This is a genomic window from Streptomyces sp. GQ60, from assembly GCF_059758875.1.
This window is the reverse complement of record NZ_JCAXEG010000021.1, coordinates 29201-51380: the sequence shown is the minus strand read 5'-3', so window position 1 is coordinate 51380 and position 22180 is coordinate 29201. Positions and strand designations below refer to the sequence as shown.

General features: G+C 70.0%; 9 protein-coding genes. All 9 read left to right on the top strand.

Annotated features, from left to right (window positions below; all coding sequences use genetic code 11):
• Nucleotides 1–108 precede the first annotated feature (108 nt).
• The 9 genes from AC6CKD_RS33165 to AC6CKD_RS33125 all read left to right on the top strand — a co-directional run bounded on the left by AC6CKD_RS33165 (nucleotide 109) and on the right by AC6CKD_RS33125 (nucleotide 22178).
• Nucleotides 109–1020: a RapZ C-terminal domain-containing protein gene (locus AC6CKD_RS33165; protein WP_498332514.1), complete on the top strand. Its 912-nt coding sequence runs from the start codon at nucleotides 109–111 to the stop codon at nucleotides 1018–1020.
• Nucleotides 1021–1335: 315 nt separating this feature from the next.
• On the top strand, nucleotides 1336–2385 hold the full coding sequence (locus tag AC6CKD_RS33160; protein WP_498332513.1) for a ParA family protein: 1050 nt from the start codon (nucleotides 1336–1338) through the stop codon (nucleotides 2383–2385).
• Complete coding sequence (locus tag AC6CKD_RS33155; RefSeq protein WP_498332512.1) at nucleotides 2382–3473, top strand: ParB/RepB/Spo0J family partition protein; 1092 nt, start codon at nucleotides 2382–2384, stop codon at nucleotides 3471–3473. The genes AC6CKD_RS33160 and AC6CKD_RS33155 overlap by 4 nt, the downstream gene beginning before the upstream one ends.
• 333 nt (nucleotides 3474–3806) lie before the next feature.
• Nucleotides 3807–4097 (top strand): hypothetical protein, encoded by a 291-nt coding sequence (locus tag AC6CKD_RS33150; RefSeq protein ID WP_498332511.1) that lies wholly within the window; start codon nucleotides 3807–3809, stop codon nucleotides 4095–4097.
• A gap of 38 nt (nucleotides 4098–4135) precedes the next feature.
• Nucleotides 4136–17758 carry a helicase-like domain-containing protein gene (locus AC6CKD_RS33145; protein WP_498332510.1) on the top strand — a complete coding sequence of 4541 codons (13623 nt, stop codon included), beginning with the start codon at nucleotides 4136–4138 and terminating at the stop codon, nucleotides 17756–17758.
• 466 nt (nucleotides 17759–18224) lie between these two features.
• Nucleotides 18225–19706, top strand: a complete 1482-nt coding sequence (locus AC6CKD_RS33140) for a DNA cytosine methyltransferase (RefSeq protein ID WP_498332509.1) — start codon at nucleotides 18225–18227, stop codon at nucleotides 19704–19706.
• An 87-nt stretch (nucleotides 19707–19793) separates the two neighbouring features.
• Nucleotides 19794–20558, top strand: coding sequence for a hypothetical protein (locus AC6CKD_RS33135; protein ID WP_498332508.1), 765 nt, complete (start codon nucleotides 19794–19796; stop codon nucleotides 20556–20558).
• 56 nt (nucleotides 20559–20614) lie between these two features.
• Nucleotides 20615–21136, top strand: coding sequence for a hypothetical protein (locus AC6CKD_RS33130; protein WP_498332507.1), 522 nt, complete (start codon nucleotides 20615–20617; stop codon nucleotides 21134–21136).
• Between the two features lie 454 nt (nucleotides 21137–21590).
• Nucleotides 21591–22178 carry a DNA-binding protein gene (locus AC6CKD_RS33125; RefSeq protein ID WP_498332506.1) on the top strand — a complete coding sequence of 196 codons (588 nt, stop codon included), beginning with the start codon at nucleotides 21591–21593 and terminating at the stop codon, nucleotides 22176–22178.
• Nucleotides 22179–22180: the final 2 nt, after the last annotated feature.

The window sequence follows — 22180 nt, the reverse complement described above, 5'->3', positions numbered from 1 at the left end:
CGGCACGCCGGGTCGTGCCGCGCCATGCCCCCCCCCGGATAGGCGCCCGCCCATCGCACGGCGCCCGCCGCGGGCGACGAACCGATCAACTCAACCTACGGAGCCCACATGACCTACTTCGAGGATCTCACCGCGGCGAAGGCCGCCGGCTGCGCCTGGGCCTGCGTCTGCGGCGCCGAGAACCCGCCCACGTACGACGCATGCCACGACTGCCAACGCCCATCGTGGACCTGCGCCGCCTGCGGGCTCGTCAGCCCGGCCGCGCTCCAGGCATGCCGCGAGTGCGGCAACAGCACCGCCGCCGAGTCTCTCGGGGACGAACCCGGCTACGAGATGAGCCACCTCGCGTGGGCCTGGCTCCAGATCGGCCCGCGCCGAGTCGGCGGCCACTACGACCACGGCAGCGAGGACTCCGCCTACGAGGTCACCGCGATCGAGTGCGGACCGCGGGACACCTGGCCCTCTTGGCAGATCACCGCCCGCTACGCCAGGGACGGCCGCACCGCCACGCACTGCACCGGCTGGGACCCCAGCCGAGACCGCGTCATCACCCAGCCGCCCGCCGACATCACCATCGTCTCCATCGGCCACTTCCATGGCATGGAGCGGTCGGAGCACGCCGACATCCTCCAGCGAGCCACCATTGCCGTCGACTTCGGCCACCACTTCCGCGACCCGCACTGTGTCCAGGAGCTGCGCGAACGCTCCGCCACCGACGAAGCCGTCCGCGAGGCCTTCATCAACTCGCCGGGTGTACGTCGAATCCTGGCCGCGACTGCACTCCAGATCAGCGGCTACCTCACCGGGACGAGCACCGCACCCATCACTGTCGTCACGCAGTGCGCCAGCGGACGCCATCAGGCTGCTACCGCGGCCCTCGCGCTGCGAGCCGTCGTCGCCGGCGACGTCGAGCAGGCCGCCGGGTTCGGCCTTGATGGCGCGAGTCGGGCCTTCTCCTTCCGCGGCCTCAACGTCGAACTGATCCACCAGGACATCAACCGCGCCGTTGTCCAGCGCTGACCATGACAGAGGGCTCGGCCCGCACGACGTGTGCGGGCCGAGCCCTCTGTGCGTTTCGGGCCTCAGTCCTCTGGACGGCGAGCGGCGCCGGAGCGCTGGCCGACCTTCATCTTTACCCGGTAAAGATGAAGCCTCGTGGATGCAGGGGTGATTTGCCGCTATTCACACTGATGTCGCAGGAGCTTGCGGGCCAAGTACCTAGTAATGTTCGGTCCTATGGTCATTCCCACCCAAGGAGGCGGGCGAGATAAACTAATCACCTCGCTCACCCCTCAGCTGCGTAGACTCCTGAAGATCCGTGCCTTCGAGCACGGCATGGACATCCAGGACGCCACCGAGCACGCGATTAAGTCCTGGTATCTGGCCTCCGATTCGCCGGAGGTCGACACGACCGGCGCCAAGACCTGGGGAACGTTCCTGTCGGCAGGTGAGCCCGAGGAGTTCAAGGAGACTTGCTCATCGCGAGGCGTCACCTATGTTCAGGGACTCGCCCAGGCGCTGACCCTTTGGTTGGACAACCACCCGTCGCCTTCGGCCCCACTCCACGCCCAGCCGGTAACGCGGGTGATAGTCGCGAACCAGAAGGGCGGGGTCGGTAAGACCTTCATCTCGTCCGGCGTCGCTCAGGCGCTCGCCGAGGACGGAAAGCGTGTCCTGCTGGTCGACTACGACCCCCAAGGTCATCTGACGGCTGAGCTCGGCTTCGAGGACGTGATGTACGAGGACGACGTCGACACACTGCTCATGCACATGGACGGCACGGCCAAGGGCGACATCCACGAGCTCCTCGTTGCTCTGGACCAAGAGCGATTCGGCGGGCGTCTTCACTTGCTGCCCGCCTCGGATGACGCCTTCCTGCGCGATGTCGCCCTCTCGAAGGTGTCCTTCAGCGAAGCCGCCCTGGAACGCGCCCTCGAACCGCTGGAGGCCGAGTACGACATCATCGTCATCGACGGTCCGCCCAGCCTCGGCCTGAACATGGACACCGCCCTCTACTACGTTCGCCGCAGGGACGGGGAGCTTGCCGACCGCTCCGGCGTCATCACGCCTGTCTGGGCGAACAGGGCCTCCCACCGCGCATTCCGCCTCCTCAAGCGGCAGATGGATGACCTCTGCAAGAAGGGCCGCATCCAGATCGACTACCTCGGACTGGTCGTTAACGCGTACGACAGCCGTAGGGGCAAGCTGGTGAAGGAGAACAAGAGGCAGTGGGAGATGAGCTCCTCCCCCTCAGTCCTTGCGGTCATCGGTGATCTTAAGGAAGGCCGAGAAGCATCCGACGGGGAGATCCCCCTCTTCGAGTACGCACCTGACAGCGAGCACGCCCAGGCGATGCGCGACCTGGCAAAGGAACTGGCCGTATGAGCCCCGCATCCCGTATCACCCGCGGATTTAGTGTTGATGACGAAGGACAGGACGCGGAGCCCACGCGTCGCAGCATCCGGACCCGAAGCCAGATCATGGCGGGCGAAGGTAGGCGACCGCCGGCGGCCGTGGCATTGGGGGAACTGGCACACAACCCCTTCAATCCGCGCCACGAGCTCACCGAGATCGACGAGACAGCGACCTCCCTACGTGAACGGGGCCAGCTTCAGCCCGTTGCTGTCGTCCGCAGGGCCGCCTTCCTCGCTGTACACGGAGACCAGGGTGAGGAGATCGGGCAAGCCGAGTACGTCGTCATCGACGGAAACCGGCGCCTCGCTGCTGCCCGTGAGGCAGGACTCGCCGAGCTGCGCATCGACGTCAATGACGCCCTGGCTGCCAGTGCTGCCGACCTTCTGGAAGCAGCCCTGATCGCGAACGTGCATCGCGTCGACGTGCCACCGGTTGAGCAGGCGAAGGCGATTCAAGAATTGGTAGCCGCTCACGGCACCCAGGGGAAGGTCGCGAAGCGACTGGGTAAGACGGAAGGCTGGGTCTCCCAGCGACTGGCACTCCTCAACCTTGCCGACGACCTGCAGGGGAAGGTTGAGTCCGGAGAGCTGAAGGTGCGAGAAGGGCGCCGGATCGGTCGGCTGCCTGCTGCCAAACAGCACGCTGAGGCAGAGCAGGCCATCAATGCTGCCAAGGAGCCCCGTAAACCGCGCGGTCGGGCAGCAGCAGCCGAGGCGACCCCACCGCAGACCCCCGCCGCGCAGACGCCCGTCCCGAGCCAAGACCGGGGAAGTCATGACTCCGGCCCGGCGCAGCCGCAGGATTCGGCGGCCTTGGGTGACGCGACATCGACCGCTGCCGAGGGGAGCCCGCTCCGGGGCGAACCCATCATGGTCGACATCCGGAAGGTTCCCAGAGTGCCGTGGCACGACGGTAACGAGGTTGCTGATCTGGTCTTCGAGAAGATGGACGACGAGAAGCAGCGCCTCGTTCTGTTGGAGCGACTCTTCGAGCGCCTGAACGATGAGCAGCGGAGTTCCGTGCTGGATCGGCTCCTCGCCCTCCCCAGCACGAGCTAGTCGAGCCCGCAGAAGGCCTTGGTCATCTTTACCCGGTAAAGATGACCAAGGCCTTCGTCGTCTCCTTCCGGCTCCACGCGCATCTTTACCGGGTAAAGGGCGGAGTGGCCTGGGGCAGGAGTCACCCACATCGGTGATGGCACTCGGCCTGCTCGGGGAAAACGATCAGTAGGCCGTGTCCTCCGCATTGGTTCTTCCGATGGACATCGATCACGTCCGCCCCGGCGCTCGCGCCGTACGGCGGGGTGCGTTGACCGTGCAGCCGTCGGGGAGGATCTGTGAGCACCGAGGATGTGGAGCGGCCGCTCCGTACGGACGAGGAAGGGATCGGCGATGAAGCAGCTGAGCAGGCACGGGCGGCTGGCGAGGGAGTACTGGGAGACGTACCGGCCCCAGGCCCTGGAGCAGTTGGGGACGCCCGCGGAACAGGAGGCCCACTTCGTGCGCCTGGATCTGCGGGTGGGGGAGAGGATCGGGGAAGTGGCGCAGGACCTGATCTTGCAGGTTCCGATGGGGGAGCGGGCAGCGGTGCGGAACGCGGTGCGGATGCAGGCACAGGAGATCGTGTACGCCGAGGAGCTGTTCCTGCCCAAGGAGCCGGGGACGGAGCACCGCGAGATGTAGTTGGGCCGCCGAGGTTCCGTCCTGCTGGCCAGCAGGACTTGGCGCCATCGCATCTAGGTGAGCGCGCGTACGCGAACATCGAGGCCCTGAAGCTGGTTCAGCAGCTGGAACGCGAGGGGCGTACGGCGACGGGCGAGGAACAGGCAGCCCTGGCCCGCTGGTCCGGCTGGGGGACGCTGAAGCTGATCTTCGCGGCGCGACCGCAGGACCCGGGGCCGGAGACGGACCGGGAGACGCGTCGGGCCGGGGCCCGGTGGCTCGCTCTCGAACCGGTTCGCACCCAGGTCCGCTCGCTGCTGTCCGACACGGAGTGGGCCGATGCCCGCCGCAACGTGCTGAACGCCCACTACACCGACGCCGGCCTGGTCGAGGCGATGTGGCACGGGGTCCGGCAGATGGGCTTCGACGGCGGGCACGTGCTGGAGCCGTCTTCGGGCAGCGGCAACTTCATCGGCTTGGCCCCCCAGGACACGGTCGTGCCGGTCCGGATGACGGGCGTGGAGGTCGAGGGCAACACCGCGGCCCTGTCGAGGCACCTTTACCCGGACGCCGAGGTCGTCACCGCCCCGTTCGAGGACGTCAACCTGCCTGACGGCGCCTTCGACGCCGTGGTCGGCAACATCCCCTACGGCCGCTACAGCAGGTACGACAAGGTCCACAATGCCGATCTGGCGCTTTCGATCCACGACCACTTCGTCCTGAAGTCGCTGGCTGCCACGCGTCCGGGCGGCATCGTCGCCCTGATCACCTCGCGATTCACCATGGACGGGAAGGACACCAGCCCCCGCGAGCGGCTGTACGAACTCGGGGACCTGGTGGGCGCGGTCCGCCTCCCGCTGGGGGCCCACCGTGAGGCGGCCGGCACGGACGTGGTCACCGACGTTCTCTTCCTGCGGCGCCGCATGCCGGGGGAGGAGCGCGGCGCCGACGGATGGCTGGCGACGCGGGAGCTGGTCCTCGACGGCCACGAGGAGCCGGTACGGGTCAACCCGTACTTCCTGGACCACCCGGAGCATGTGGTGGGCGAGCTGCGGGCACGGCTCGGCAAATACGGTCCCGAGCCCACCGTCGCAGGTGAACGCGACGCCGCCGCGGGCCTCGCCACGGCTACCGAGTCGATCGCGGCCCACGCCCGCACCGTGGGCCTGACCGCGACGCCCTCCACCGCCAGGCCGACGGCCGCCGGGGACGGGGTGGTGTCGCTGAAGCAGGCGCTGACCGAGGGCTCGCTCGGGCTGGACGAGCTGGGCAACCCGACGATCGTGGAGGACGGGAGGATCGTCCCCCTCGACGTCCACCCCGAGCAGCACGGCCGCCTAGTCCAGCTCATCAGCCTCAAGGCCCGCGCCCTCGCCCTCTACAAGGCGGAGAGCGCCACTACCGAGCCGGGGGAGACGGCGGAGCTCGCCGAGCTTCGGACCGTACTGCGCGAGGCCTACCGGGCCTACCGCAGGAAGAGCCCGGCGCTGACGAAGCCGGGCCAGTACCGGATCTTCACGCCGAAGCAGGCCAAGGAAGATGCCGCCCTGCTGGGTCTGGCGAAGGTCCCGGACGAGTGGAAGGCCCGCACCGCCTACGGGCTCATCGACGATGACCCCGACGCCGATGTGCTGTTCGGCCTGGAGGAGTGGGACGAGCGCAAAGCCAAGGGCGTCGAGCAGGCGGTCCTGCGGACCAGGGTCCTGGAGCCGAGGGCGCTGCCCACGACGGCGGCCACCCCCGAGGACGCCTTCGCCCTGGCCCTGGAGTGGGACGGCGGCCGGCTCGACATGCTCCGGGTCGCGAGCCTGCTAGGTGTCACCGAGGACGAGGCCGCCGTCCAGATCAGCCACCTCGCGTTTAGGGACCCGGCGCAGGCCGGCTTCTGGGAGCCCCGCCACCGCTACCTGTCCGGGAACGTCCGCGAGAAACTGGAGCAGGCCCGAGAGGCCGCGACGGAGGATCCCTCCTACAGCGGCAACGTCGCGGCGCTGGAGAAGGTCCAGCCCGAGGACCTCACCCCGGCCGAGATCAAGGCGAAGTGCGGCGCCCCGTGGATTCCGGTCCAGGACTACGAGGCCTTCCTGCGCCATCTGGGCTTCGAGCACGCCGAGGTGCGGCACGCGGGCGGTACCACCTGGGAAGTCCGTGGGGCGCACATCGGCGACCTGGCCCGCTCGGAGTGGGGCACCACCGAACGCAGCGCCCAGGACCTGATGCTGGCGATCCTGCGCCAGGCCGACTCCACCATCCAGGTCACCTACAAGGACCAGGACGGCAAGATCCAGGTCCACCAGGTCGCCACGGACGCCGCGCGGGAGAAGGCCCGGCTGATCGTCCAGGCCTTCGACGACTGGATCTGGGCGGACCCGGAGCGGGCCGAGCGTCTGGCGGGCATCTACAACACCACGTTCAACAGCCTGGTCCTTCCGGAGTACGACAAGGCGCCGCTGACGCTGCCGGGCATGAGCACGCTGTGGCAGCGGCGCCTGCGCGAGCACCAGAACGCCGCGGTGCGCCGGATCGTGTCCGAGCCGACCGCGCTCCTGGCCCACGTGGTCGGCGCGGGCAAGACGGCCACGATGGTGGCCGGTGCGATGGAGCTGCGCCGCACGGGGCTGGCGAAGAAGCCGATGATCGTGGTCCCCAACCACATGCTCAAGCAGGTCACCCGGGAGTTCCGCGAGATCTACCCGGACCGCGAGCGGGTCAAGTTGCTGGCGATCAGCGCGAGCGACCTGAACAAGAAGCGGCGGGCCAAGTTCCTCGCACGGATCGCGGGCGGCGACTGGGACGCCGTGATCTTCACGCACGAGGCGTTCAACATCGCCCCGCTGCGCCCGGAGACCATGCAGGCCTACCTCGACCGCGAGATGGCGAGCCTGCGCGCACAGCTCGACGCCGCCGGCGAGGCGGGCATGCAGCCCAAGACGATCCAGGACATCGAGACCAGCCTGGCCAACGCCGAGGCCCGCCTGCAGAAGCAGATCGACGAGTCGTCCGACGGCGTCGGGATGTGCCTGGAGGACACCGGCGTCGACTACGTGATGATCGACGAAGCACACCAGTACAAGAACCTTCGGACGATCTCCGCGATCCCCGGGGCCGGTATCCAGGGCTCCGCCAAGGCGACCAAGCTCCACATGCTCCTGGGCTACCTGCGCGAGCACAACGGCCACAACCGTGTCGCGACCCTCGCCACCGGCACCCCGATCGCCAACAGTGTGACCGAGGCCTACGTCCTCAAGCGCTACCTGGGCCCCGACCTCCTTGCACAGATGGGCCTGGAGAATTTCGACAGCTGGGCCGCGACCTTCGGCGAGGTCGTCTCCTCCCTGGAGCCCGACGCCAAGGGCGACGGTTACAAGTACAAGGCGCGCTTCGCCCGCTTCTTCAACGTGCCCGAGCTGATGAGCGCGTACAGGGCCTTCGCCGACGTGCAGATGGCCGAGGACCTCAACCTCCCGGTTCCCCCGGTCCTGGCCGGCCCCGACGGCCAGCGCGGCGAGGCCGTCCACTTCGCCGTCACCGGCTCACAGCGAAGCTTCATCAAGGCGCTGCCCCGCCAGGACTGGGTGAAGAAGCCCGGCGGTGTCCTCAAGGCCTTGGGGCTCGGTCTGCGGGCCAGCCTCGACATGCGCCTGGTGGGCGGCGAGGAGGACGAAGGCAGCAAGCTGGAGTACGCCGCCGAGCAGATCATGCAGGTCTGGGAGCAGACCAAGGACGTCGTCTACCCCATCTCGAAGACCGACCCCACACCGCAGCCGGTGCCCGGCGGACTCCAGCTCGTCTTCTGTGACGAGGGAACCCCCGGTTCCAGCGCCGAGTACCCCGTCGACCTGTACGACTCCCTGCGCGAGCACCTCATCACCGCGGGCATGCCCCGCGAGGAGATCCGCTTCATCCACGAGGCGTCCACGGACAAGAAGAAGGAGCGCCTCTTCGCGGACTGCCGGGCCGGCCGCGTCTCGGTGCTGATCGGCAGCACCGAGAAAATGGGCACCGGCACCAACATCCAGGACAGGGCGACGGCTCTGCACCACCTGTCCTACCCGTGGCGGCCCGCCGACATGGCCCAACGCGACGGCCGCATCGAGCGGCAGGGCAATCTCAACGACCCGACCGTCCCCGACACCCCCGACCACGTCCGCCTCTTCTACTACGTCACCAGCGGCTCTTTCGACGAGTTCCGTCTCAACGCATTGGCCCGCAAGGCGCGCTTCATCTCCCAGATCCAGCGCCGCGGCTTCAACCTGCGCGAGATCGAGGACATCGGCGAGGAAGCACTCAACCTCGGGATGCTCAGCGCGCTCGCCTCCGGCGACCCCGCGATCCTCCAGCTGGCCGAAGCCACCGCCGAACGCGCCCGCATGCAGGGCCTCGCCCGCGCCTGGGACCGTCAGCAAGACGGCCGCCTCCAGCTTCGCAAGGACCTGGACGACTACCTCCAGCGCGCAGCCCCCTGCTTGGAAGGCATGCGCGCGGCCATGCCCAACCGCCGCCCGACCGGCGGCGACGCCTTCGCCATCACCATCGACGGCCGCACCCTGCGCAGCCGCGACATCGCGGCCGCCACTCTCGGAGCCCGCATGGTCGCCCTCGCCCGCGACCCCAGCCTCAGCCCAGGCGAGCGCGTCCCCGTCGGCACCCTGGGCGGACAGGACTTCCACGGCGAAATCTCCTACGACGCCGGAGGCCGCCGCCAGCTCAAGCTCCGCTTCGCCTGGGGCCACGTCGTTCCCGTCGGCCACCGCGACGACCGCGCGCAGTGGCAGTGCTCAGCCGTCAACGAGTCCAACGGCCGCGGCGCGATCGTCTCCCTGGAGAACTTCCTCACCAAGCTCCCGGACGACGCGGAGAAGCTCGAACGCGAAATCCACAACCAGCAGGGGCACCGGGCGGACGCCGCCGCGAACTTCCGCTCGTACGAGGACAACCCCTACCGGATCGCTGCCCGCTCCAAGGAGACGGAGGAAAAACTCCTCAGCAAGCTCGTCATCGTCAACGAGAAGAAGGCCAACCTGGAGGAGGAGTCCGGACCCACCCCCACAGGGGAGAGTGCCGAGAAGCTCGCCGAGTACCGCGCGGAAGCCGAACGTCTGCGGGCCCTCATCGCCGACGAGCACGCCATCCAGCAGCAGGCCACGGCCTCGACCACCCTGGAACCGTCGACCACCCCCGCACGGAACACCGCCACCCCCGGCGAACTGCCGCTCGGCGACGACACGGACACCCCGGTGACCGAGACCTCGACCGCCACCGCCGGACCTGCGGCGCAGGAACCTGCCACCCCACGGGAGGCAGCTGAGGAGCCGGTGCCCCCCGCGCCGGCCGTGAGCAGCTCGCCCGATGCACCGCAATCCGCTGCGCCGTCCCTAGCCGGCGATCTGCTCTCGGACGGGCAGGCCCTGACCGACCAGGCCGGGCCGGGATCAGAGGTTGCGGTGGATCCTTGGGAGAGCGCCGTACGCGAGCTGACGGCGGGCGGACTCCTGGACGAGCGAGTCATCACCTGGGCGCGGGCCAACGACGTCCGCAACCTCGCGATCCCCCTGCTCAAGTGGGTGGGCAACCACCTCAGCGACCGGTGGGACGACCTGGACACGCACGACTGGCCCGACTGGGTCACCCAGTACTTCCAGGTCTCCCCAGAGACCCGTCGGGCGGTCGTAGCGCGAGTCGCGGAAGCGGTCCACACTGCCGTCCACCAGCCCGAGGCCGAGCCGACACCTACACCCGCCGCCCCGGATGCCTCCGGGCAGGGCCGGGAGATGACCGTCGAGGAGATGGTCCGCCACGACGCCCAGGCGATGGCTGGCCAGCTTGGAGGCCTCGCGCAGGTCTTCACCGACGACGAGGTTCCGCGTCTGCTCAGCGCTCTCTTCTCCGCCTCCCACGATGATGACGAGTTGGCCCTCGCCGCCGCCGGCCGGAAGGAAAAGGAAGGGGCACGCCCCTTCTCCAGCCAGGAGGAGGCCACGTTCGCGCAGAACCATGTTCAGGTCGCCTACCAGCGCTGGGCGGCGACACAAACGGCACTGCCGATGCTGGTAGACGCCGAGGGCGTACTGAGCGACGAAGACCCCGGGGTAACCAACCCCGCCGGCCTCGTCGCCTCATGGCAACACCGCAGCCGGGTTGCGGCTGCGACCGCGGGCCCGACAGGCGGGCGCATGGTTGTCGAGCAGTTCGAGGGCCTGGTGCAGGCCGCCCGCCGCGCCGACGCGTACCTCGCCGAACAAGACGAGTACGTGGGGAAGGGGGATCGCGCGCTGCTACGGCAAGTCGCGGACGTCGCTGACAGGTACGCGCAGCGCCTGGCGGCCACCTTGGACGTCCTCGCGGAGCGCCGGACAGGCGATCGCCAGGCGAGCCAATCCGGCGTACGCATGCGTGAGGTACGTGCTCTGGAGAGTGCCATCGAGTACCTCGTGGACCAGGGCGACCACTTCCGCATGGACCGGCGGAACACCACCGTCACAGATCGCGAAGCCGCTGGGACTGAGCTGCGGGACGATCTCCTTCGGACCATGCGCGGGTTCGCTGAGCTGCCTCCCGAGAGGCAGCACATCGACCCCGACTTCCGTGTCCTGTATGCGCATATCCGAGGCATTCCGCTGTACGTCGGCTGGCACGGGCTCGGCGGGTCCGAGGCACAGGCTGTGCTGGGGTTCGATCAGCTTCCGCTGCTGGACAGGGACAGCGTCACCGCCGCCGAACTGGAGGCGATGACCCCGCAGACGTTGATCGACCGCATTGACGGCAGGCTGGCTCTTGATGCCCTGGGCGTGGTCCGGGACCGTGAACTCGCAACGCTCCGAGACCTTCTTGTCGCCGGGGCACAGGGACAGACCGCCCCCGTGGAAGCGCAAGCCGAACCGGCGCCGGAAGGTGCCGCGGCCCCGGCGTCAGAGGAAGGGGAGTCAGCAGAGGGAATCGCGGCCGCCGCTCCTGTCTACGCAGACGGCCGGGCTGCCACCGATGCCCCGGCCCCGGGCGCCGAAGACGTACCGCCCGCAGCTGTGGACAGCGCGCCGGTCGACGCCGGGGTCGAGGCGGTTCGGCGGGAGTGGCTGCAGTCACAGGACTGGTGGGTCAAAGCCGCTGCCGAAGGACGCAGCGGCCAGCGCCTGCACCTGGCGCAGACGCCCGGCTACGTCATGGTCGAGCGGACCTCGAAGATCGTCGAGGGCTGGGAGGTGGTGCCTGCCAGCGGCCAGCGCCTCAAGATCGGCGCCTATACCGGCATCGCGGAGTGGGAGCCCGGCGAGCGGGAGCACGCCGAAGCATTCGCCGCGAGGCTTGACCAGGCGCTGCGTGGCCCGGTCGGCGCCCCGTTCGACTGGCCTGTGCCGCGGAAGTGGCGCTCGACCGAGGGCTATAAGTTCGACCGGGCACTCGCCGAGGTCCGGGCTGCCTGTGACCGTGAGCGCGGTATCAACAGCAGCCCCGGCATCAACCAGGCCATCGTCCTCGCCGACCGGGACGCCCAGGCGCAGGCCGCAGCCGCCGAGAAGAAGGCCGCTGCCCAGGCGAAGCGTGATGAGGCCAAGGCCGCAAAGAAGGCAGCCGCCCTTGCATCCCGTCCAACCCCCGCCGCGACACCGGACAAGCCCACCGACCCCGAGAACGCGGACCCCACCCTGGTACCGCCGGGCGAAGCAGGGCCCACTACGGACGGCCCCACCACCGGCGCACCACAGCCCGAGCCCGCTCGGGAGGCCGATGACACGGTCGGCGAAGAGAGGGACGAGATCGCCGAACAGGTCGACGCGGGCGACCAACTGGAAGTGATCACCCCCGACGGTCCCGGACGCCTCGCGTCCCTGAACGGCGAAGTGGCCCTCGTCGACACTGAGCAGTTCGGCGCCCGGATCTACAACCGGTCGGAGATCTACCGGCCCGGCCAACCGGACGCCCCACTGGTCAACCCAGCCGAACTGGCCAAGCGCGCGCAGAACGAAGCCGACGCCGTCCAGGCCTCCACCCCCGCGGGCATCGTCATGCGCTACCCGCACTACCGGCGCCTGCGCGATCTGGACGTCGAGGCCGGCCACGGCACCATCGCGGAGAACATGGTCGTGGACTGGGACGGCAACGTCCACGAACAGGGGAACGTGGTCGGCTGGGTACGCGCCCGGATCGGCGACAACGGCAAGCGGTACTGGTGGGGACAGGACGCCGACGGGGGCCCGCCCGACGACATGCCCTTCCACGAGCAGTTGCCCGCGAAGTCCGGACACCCGGCGATCCGCGCCGCCGGCACCGTCCGCACCGACATGAAGCCGCGCTCCATGAGCGGCCACACCCGCCCGATCACGCCGCCGTACGCGGTGCGCGAGATCAAGCTCACGACCGCCCAGGTCGCCCTGCTGCGCACCCTGCCGCTGGCGGGGATCTACCCCGACGGTTCCGAGCTGCCGACGCCACCGTGGGTCGGCGATCACCGCCGGTACGTGATGAGCGTGGCCCAGATGCAGGCACTTCGACTCGCGGCCGAAGCCGCCGCCGACAGCCTCGACACGACCACCACCGTCGGGCGCCGCTCCCGCAAGGTGCTGCTCAACGCCGCCGACAAGCTGCACTTCGAGGAGTACGAGACGGGCCGGCGCGGGGCGAGCATCCCGCCGATCGGGGAAGTGGACCCCTACGCCGGGCCCTACACCCCGCCGCCACCTCGCCCGGACCCCGAGCCCGGCGAGCGGCGCATGCCGAAGCCCGCAAGGGACGACACCGTGCTCGACCAAGAGCAGAGCGCACCCGCGCCCGCACCCGTCGTCCCCTCCGACCAAGCACCTCAGGAGGAGCCGATCACCCTGCCGCAGGAGACCGCCGTGGAGAAGCAGGACCAGGACCAGGCCGAGCTTCCCGATCTGGCGGACGGCGAACGGACTCGGAACGCACCCGCGGGCGCGCCTGCCAAGGCCAGAGACGAGCCCAAGTCGGCGGCATCCACGGCCAGCGCTGCGGGGCCCGGCACCCCGGCGGCCGCAGATTCCACACCTGTCCCCGAGCCTGCCGAGGCATCCGGCAACAACTCCCCAGTAGATACCTTCGGCCCGTTCGGACCGCAGGACCGGGTCTTCCACAACGCCATGCGCTACGTCGTGGAATCCGTCTCGGCGGACGGCACCACCATCCGCACCATCACCGGCCAGGACCTCCCTGCCACCGAGGTCGTGGCCGAGGCCGACATGCCACCGGTCACCACCGAAGACCTCGCTGAAGGATGGTGGAGGTACACCTACGACGGCCGCTCCTACACCGCGACCACCCTGCCCCCCGATCTGGCACGGACACATCCGACGGCCCTGTTGAACACGGTCATCGTCGACGCGGACGGGCAGCTGGTGGGCCGCGCCTTCGGCCGGCCGCACGAGTCGGCCATCATCTGGGCCGATGCGCACCCCGGGGTGCCGCATCCGCACGTCGCCGAGTGGCTCGGCAACACTCCCACCCCCTGGCCGGACCACACGCCCGCCGAGATCGCGCACATCGCCGCAGGCCCTCCACCGGCGGAAGCCGAACTCACCGACGAACCCGTCACCCCGCAGCCCGTCCACGCGGGCGAACCGGGGGAGCAGCCCGCCGAGCGTCCGACAGCCGACACACAGCCCGGGACGCCCCCCGCACCCGATACCCCGGAAGCACCGGCGGCCGAGGCCATGCCCGACGGACCGCCTGACGCTGCCCGGACCGACACCGGCCACGAGCCCGGCCTCGACGACACCGACAGCCGCCCCGACGCGGAGGAGTACGACATGACGGCGATGCCTGAGACCGGACCCGTCGCCCCGGACGTGGAGGATCCGCCGGAGCCAGAGCGATACAGCGAGACCACCACCCTTCCCAGGGATCCGGAGTTCGCACTGCGGCTTCAGGGCTGGGACGGTCAGCCGCCGGAATCCGGCGAGCTGCTCTACCGCGAGACCGTCATCGCCGCCGTGCGACCGAGCCAGGGCGGGGGCTGGTTCGCCCGTCTGTCCGCCGAAGGCTTGCCCGCCGATGTCACCTCTCTGACCGCGACCCCGTTCCGGGCAGCGCACGAAGGGGCCCTCTACTTCTCTGCGCTCACCGCGATCCCATACGGGGAGCCGATCCCCAACGCCCAACCCCTGGGCCGGCTGTCACGCGCCGACGTCGTACGCGCAGCCCTGCGCGACGCCGCCAGCATGAACCGCGACCTGATCACCAACGCAGCGGCCAGGGCCTGGCCCACGACCTATGGCAGCAACCCGCAGCTCCAGCACCTGGTCGAGCGCCTGTTCGAGATGCAGACCGCCCTGATCGACACAGCAGGCGCACACAAGATGGCAGCGGACATGGAAGCCGTGGAACAGGCCGCCCTCGTGCTCCGCGGCACCCTGCCCGAGGACCCGGGAAGTCCGGAACGCCAGCACATGGGCTACCGCATCGCCCACCTCCTCTACGACACCACCCGACTCCAGGACCACCTGCGCGCAGCCCTGGAGGCCACGCGCGCCGAAAGCGACCAGCAGCAGGCCCCAAGCACCGACCGCGACGTAGCCGTCGAGCCGGCCAGCGCGTTCCCCGAGCCCCCGGAATCGCAGCCGGAGCCTGACATGCCGCCGGACCCGGAGACCGAGCTGGAAGCGGACGTGGCCGAGCCCCCACGGGAGCAGTACGTCCGCACGACGGCTCTCGACGAGGACGTGCGGTTCAGCCTGCGCATGTCGGGCGAGGTCGGCCAAGACCCGGACTACGGCGAGGTTCTCGAAGGAGGCGTCGAGTTCGCCATCGTGCGCTACTCGGCCGCCGGAGGCTGGTACGGGCAGATCACGGACCCGGCCGCCGACCTCGACGTCACACCGCCGGTCGCCACCCCCGAGGAGGCAGCGCACCACAGCGCGATCCTCTACTCGATCGGCTACGGCGATGCATACGGGGAAGCACCCGTGCCCGCGCAGGACACCGAGACAGCGACCCGCGCGGACGTCGTACGCTCCGAGATGGCCGAACTGGCGGCTCGGCACCGCGATGCGATCATCAAAGCGGCGGCGTGGGCTTGGCCGACGACGTACGAAGAGGATCGCCACCTTCAGGCCGTCACCGACGCGCTTGCAGGCCTCGCATCCGCGCCCCACGAGGCGCTGTACGTGAACCAGATGGAAGACCGCCTCAACGCGGTTGACGCGGCGGCCATGACCTGGGTTTCCTACCTGCCCGTCACACCTGGACCTGAGCGGCAGAACATGATGTTTCCGCTGGCCCACCTCGCACGCGATGCCCGCCGTCTGGAGGCGCGCCTCCAGGCCACGGCCGCGGCGGTTCGCGAGGAACGGGAAGCTCCCCAGCAGGCCGTCGGTCCGGAGGCCGAGCCTGCGGCGGCCGTCTTGGACGTCCAGACGGAAGAGCCGTCGCGCGCCACCGGCGCAGCCGATCATGCCGTCGTCGATCTGCTGCAGAGCGCCGAGCAAGCCGACGAGAACGCACGCCGGGAGCGGGACGCCGCCGATACGGCCGGGTCCGACGAGCAGCCCACCCCGTCGGCCGCCGCATCCCAGGCCCCGGCGGAACCAGAGCAGGAGCCAGTGGCGGTGGAGACCACGCCGGTGGCCAGCCCCGCCTTCCCGCCAGCAGGTCCGGAGGCAGCTCTTACACAGGCCTCCGCGGCAGAGCCGACGTCTCCCGCCGAGCCGGAGCAAGAACATGCGGCCGCAACGGAGAAGGCCGTCGGCTTCGAACCCACGCCGGCAGCGGCCGCCGGACCCGTGGCCGAGCCGCGGGCTGCGGCCACCGAAGAAGGCCCCGGAGACCGCATGCAGCCTGAGCAGTTCAACGAAATTATCGGCCTGTCGAACGATCCCTCGTACGAGCTTCACCTGGCAGACAGGCCGGACGGGCAGGGCCACGCCTTCGGTGAACTCCGGACAGAACTTGGGGCGGTTGCCGATATCCGCCGGACCGCCGACGGACGCTGGTTCGGACGTCTCAGCGATCTCGACCTCGCTCCGGACGTCACCTCCATCTCCGCCACACCGGAGGAGGCAGCGCACCAAGCGGCGATCCTGCACTCGGCCCTCACCGGCCGTCCCTACGGCGAGCCCCCCGCGGCCGCACAGGACACCCCCACGTCCAGCCGCGCCGAAGCCCTACGCGAAGAGATGCGGGCATCGGCCACCCGCCACCGCGAGAACGTCAACGCGGCCGCCCTCCGGGCGTGGCCCGCCGACTCTGACCACGCGGTCCACCTGGACGAGCTGAACCGCCGGCTGGACGTAATGGGGTCGGCAGTGGAACAAGGGGCCAGTGCGTGGGAGATGACCGAGCAGCTGAGCGAGGCGCAGCAGGCTGTCGCCCAGTGGCTCGAATGGATCGACAACCAGCCCGCCGCCACAGCCCGAGTCCGTCAGCACATCGTCTTCCCGCTGGCCTCCCTCTCCTACGACATCATCCGTCTCGACCAGCGTCTTGCGGCCACGGCCGCCGAAGTGCAGGCGGAACGGGCGGAAGCCGCCGCCCAGCAGCAGGCTGCCTCCGACGGCCCTCCGGTCTCTGCCGCACCCGAACCGGAGCGGGACAGCCCCCTTCATGACGGGCTGATCCCGCCGCAGCCTGCCGCCGTACCGCCGCAGGACCCGGTACCGGCAGATGTCCACCGGCTGACCGCCGCCGAAGCGGATCTGTTCGCGTATCCGGACACCGCTTCTGAGGTCCTGCGTTTGGACGAGAGCCGCCACGCCGAGCCTCCCCAGGAGGAAGTCCCGGAGGGTCCGGCGCCCGCTGAACCCGGGATGACCCAGGCGACGCCGTCCGAGCCGAGCGCGGAGCCGGCGGGCCCCAGCACGGCGAACGAAGTTCCTCCTGCCGGCCCCTCCGACCTGCCTCTGTGGGCGGGGCCGGAGCCGGGGAGCGACAGCACCGCTGGTGCTCCGGACCCCGCAGGTTCCGAGATGCTCGCTACCTCGGGCGCGCTCCAGGAAGCGTGGGAGTCCGCAGTCCTGGCCAACGGCGGTACCGCGCACGACCTGGTGGCCGCGCTTGAGGACGAGCTCGCCGCACTCCAGCGAGCACTCAGTCCGGACGCCGACCCGACGAGCGACGCCCAAGGCGAGGGGATCACCGACGTCCCCGTGCTCAGCCGCCGGGACCACCCGCAGGCATCCGGAGCCGGCCGGGACTCCGAAGGCGTCAACGCCGCCCTTGCTGCTGCCGACCAGCATCAGCACGCCCTCCGGGAGGCCCCCGAGTGGCAGGAGCTACAGACCGTCCGGGGTGCGGCACGGAACCTGTGGGAGGCCATCAAGCGGGAGACCGGCGCCCGATTCGATCAGTTCATGAACGACGGCCGGGTCCAGGCCTGGTGGCAGCAGCTCTCGATCCGGGTCTGCGAGCGGATCGCCGACCTGGCGATGCGCACCGCCGACCGGATCCGCGGTGCTGCTCCGGAACCGGCCGCCGCTATGGACCGGCTGCACGAGGCCGCCGACGATTACAGCCGCCCTGACGTTCCGCCGCGCGGCAGTGACTCCGAACTCCAGAAGCAGATGGGGAAGCTGGAGCAGGGGATGGCGGCCGCACAGGTCAAGGCGGAGGCGGCGCGAGCCCGTTCAACCACGATCCGCAAGCCGAAGGTGCCCCGGCCGGCCGCAGCCGACCAGCCGGGACATTTGCGCCGGGCAGCCGCCGAGCCGAAGCGGGGACCGCGGCAGGGCCGCTGACAGGTCTGGCCCGGCCGCCGTGCTGCGGCCGGGTCCTCGACCGCGGGCTCAGACAGCGGGGGCTCCGCCCCCGCACCCCCGGCCACCCTGCTGAGGGGGGTCGACTACAGCGCGCGCCGAGTGGGGGAGTAGGGGTGGTGCGCGGGGCGGGTCCCTCGCTGGACGCCCCTCCGCACCATGCCCTACGACCGGGCGGGGCCGGCTCCGCAAGCTCCGCCACCCCCACCCGCCCGCAGGGCCACCGAGAGTGCCGCCCAACGAGGGACCCACCCCGCTCGGCCCGGCACATCGGCGAGCCGCCGCCGGGTCTTACCGGCCTCTTCCGGATGCGTGAATCACCCGTTTGAGCTGCGAAACCGCCGCCCCACTGTCTGCTGTTGCTGTAAAGTTGTTCTTGTCGCCAAGGGTGGTCGGTACCCACCCTGGCAGCCCGTCAGAAACTCACCACCACGGAATGAGAGCTGTCATGTCCCTGACCGCAACGGACATCTTCTGCGGCGCCGGAGGAAGTTCCACCGGCCTGGTCGCCGCCGGATACGAGCTCAAGCTCGCCGCCAACCACTCCAAGGTCGCCATCGAGACCCACAGCGCCAACCACCGCGACGCCGACCACATCTGCGCCGACATCAACAACTACGACATGCGCCGCCTGCCCACCACGGACATCCTGTGGGCCTCCCCCATCTGCACGGAGATCAGCCCCGCCGGAGGCACCCGCCGAAGCGTGCAGGACGGGCAGATCGGCATCGGCGACGACGACTACGAGCCCGCTGACCCCGAGGCTTTCACGCGCACTCGCGCGACCGCCTACGACGTCATGCGGGCCGCCGAGGTCCACTACTACAAGGCGATCCTGTGTGAAAACGTGACCGAGTTCGCCACCGACTGGCGCCTCTTCCGCTGGTGGGTCCAGGGCATTGAACTGCTCGGCTACAACTCCCAGATCGTCTCGGTCTCCTCCGCCCACGTCGGCGGCCCCGACAACCTCCACGCCCCGCAGTGGCGCGACCGCATCTACATCGTCTTCACCCGCGTCGGCATCCCGCTTCCGGACCTGCGCCCCCGGCCGCTCGCCTGGTGCGCCGGATGCGGGGAAGACGTCGAAGGTGTCCAGACCTGGCGCAAGGGCCGGACCATCGGAAAGTACGGCCGCCAGTACGACTACCGCTGCCCCAACGCCCGGTGCCGCAACTCGCTCGTCGAGCCCTACACCCGACCGGCCGCCGCAGCGATCGACTGGACCAACCTCGGCACGAGGATCGGCGACCGGACCCGCCCCCTGGCGGTCAAGACGATGGAGCGCATCCACAAGGGCCTCCAGCAGTACCCGCAGCGCGCCAGCCTCCTCACGCTCAACCACTCCGGGCACGACGGCCGCGCGATGCTTCCCGAGCAGGCCCCCCTCCCGTCCCGGACCCGCAAGGTCGGCGAAGGCCTCCTCGTCCCCAGCCGCCACGGCATGCTCGTCCCCGCTGGCGGCAGCTGGAACGACACCACCACCGACATCGCCGAGCCGATGAGGACCCGCACCACCCGCGACTCCGAAGCCCTGGTGACCATGCCCTACGTCGTCACCATGCGCCGCAACGGCCGCGTCGACACCGTGGAACGCCCGCTCGCCACGCTCGCCGCCCGGGGCCGCCACCACGGACTCGTCATCCCCTACCGCAAGGGCACCGCCAAGCCCGTCAGTGAGCCGATGCTCACCCTCGCCACCCGCGACTCCGCCGGAGTCCTCACCCCGGCCGACACGGCCATCGAGCAGGCCCTCAGCGTCGAAGACTGCCACTTCCGGATGCTCCAGCCGCGCGAGCAACTGGCGGCCCAGCGCTTCCCCGGCGACTACATCATGCGCGGCAACAAGACGGAGCAGACCCAGCAGGCGGGCAACGCCGTGAGCTGCAACGTCGCCCAGTGGCTCGGCGCCCAAGTCGCCGCCGTCCTCTGACCTGTCACCTACCGCTGCAAATCAACTTGCGTCGGGTGGGGCGGCCGGTCCGCCCCACCCACCCCCCACACCGCACGGAGGAACACCATGACCATCACCGACACCCAGGTCGCCAGGACCGCCGTACTGGAGCTGGCCCTCAACGCCGCCGGAATCCACTACAACCACCACGAGTACGTCAGCGCGGTAACCGACAGGATCGTCATCGACACCCCCACCGGCAGCCACATCACCGCTATGCGCCAGCACGGCGCTACCCCCACGCCCCAGCAGGGATGGCAGGTCTTCTACCGCCCGACCGGAGAGACCGAATACGAGCCGGTCTACACCGCGCAGGCCGACGCAGACCCGGACACCGACGCCGACGCAGCCGTCACCGCGATCCGGAGCGCCCTCCAGGACGCCTACGCCCGCACAGGGCTGGCGACCGTCCACACCTACATGGATCTCTACGACCACGTCGACAACCCGACGGACGTGGAGCGGGGCGTGGAGTTGGTAGCGGAGTCCGCCAGCGTCCACGGCTACCTGGAGCCCACGCAGACGCAGGCCGCCTTCACCGGAGCCGTCAGCGAGGTCATGCACGCCGCGACCGCCGACCACCACGACGCCATCGACATCCTCCACCGCGCCCTGACCTACGTCCGGACCGCCGTCCGGCCCGGCCCCGTGGACGGGCTGGACGACACGGCATTCGCCGGTGCCATGGCCGACCTGCTCGCCGCCTCCGCACAGCACATCCCGGGCGGGTCCGCACTGGCCACCGCCTGCGCCGCACTCGGCCGGTTCACCGACGAGGCCGAGCCCCGGCCGCTCACCATCCCCCAGCAGCACGGAGACAGCCGCTCCTGACGCCCCTGCCCGGCCGGAGTCCCTTCCGGCCGGGCCCCACCGCAGAGAGGGACTCCATGCACAGCACCGACACCCCGACCCCGCTGTCCGCGTATCTGACAGCCGCCCTCAGCCGCATTGGCATCCTCGCCACCCGCTCATGGGACAGTGGTGGCAGTTTCCTCGAAGCCCAGGTCGGTCCCTGGCTCGTCACCATCAGCGGGACCGGCCACCTCGGCGGCGATGTCACCGTGGACCACCCCGTCGCCGACCACGAGAGCCTGCAACTCACCGCCCGCGACACAGGGACCGGTGAGTACCGGATCCTCTACGACTCCGCCGGAGCCGCCCGGACCTTGCCGCAGGACACGGAGAACCTTCTCGCCGAGCTCCAGCCGGTCATTCAGGGCCGCCGCCTCAGTTCCTGGATCCTCCCGCGCTGCGGCCGGTGCAGCACCGGACTCTTCGCTCGGCGAGACGTAACCGCCCTGCTCTACTGCACCAACCCGGGCTGCGACCACTACATCTACCCCCGCGAACTGGTCGACGCAGACGAATGGGAGCTACGCGACGGCATTCTGGCCGTCCGTGCCGACTGACCCGACTACCGCCCGGCCGGAGCCAGGAACCCGGCCGGGCAACGCCGTGACCCAAAACGAAGGGGCGATGCGACGGCCGCCCGGGGGGCCCGACCCTGGCCGCGCACGCCGGAACCGGCTTGGGCCGCCCAGCGACACCCGGTCCGCCGGCCATCCCCCGTGCGCACCCCGGTGGTCCCCCGCACCGGACCGCACCCAGCGGGGGAGCGCGACGGCAGACCGGGGGCCCGACCCCGGGCGCGCACGCAGCAGCAGGGCCAGGCCACCGGGCGACACCCGGTCGTCTGGCCGTCTCCCGGTGCGCACCACCGCGGTCCCTCCGCTCAAGTCCGTCGTGGCGCCGACGCCCCTACCCCGTACGGCAAGACGAACTGTGCCCATCGGCCCCGAATCATCTGCATCCGCCGGTCCGGCGTACGGCACGTTGGACCCGCACACCGAAGGAGAGCCACGGATGATCCCCCAGGGACGCCGCACCATGACCGAGGACGACATCGCCACCGCGAGCGGCCTGCCCGTGTACACCTGGCGGCGCCGCCACGGCGCCGACTTCCGCGCCCGCGTCCCGGTCCTCAACCCCCGCGAGAGGCTGCGGCTCTACGACGCCGCGCAGGCCACCGCCTACATCAAGGGCGCACCCATCCCTGCGAGCCCGGCCGATAGCGCGCCCCACCCCGACGACCTTCTCAGCGACAAGGAAGCCGGGACGGTTCTCGGTATCGACGCCACTACCGTCCGCGCGTACGCCACCACCGGCTACCTCCCCGCAGGCACCGAGCGCCATGGTCGAACGTGGTGGACCCGCCGCAGCATCACCGCCCGCCGTGACTCTCCGGACCAGCGTCACCACAACCCCGGCCGAAAGCCCGGCGATCTCCGCAACCGGGCACCACGCCACCGGCACGATCCCCGCGTCACGGAGGTCTCCGCTCTTCTCCTCCTGGGACAGGTGACCACCGACGAGATCGCCGAGCACTACCAGGTCGGCCAGCGGACGGCGCAGCGGCTGCTTGCCGCAGCCCGAGCCCAGCCCGAGGACTGACA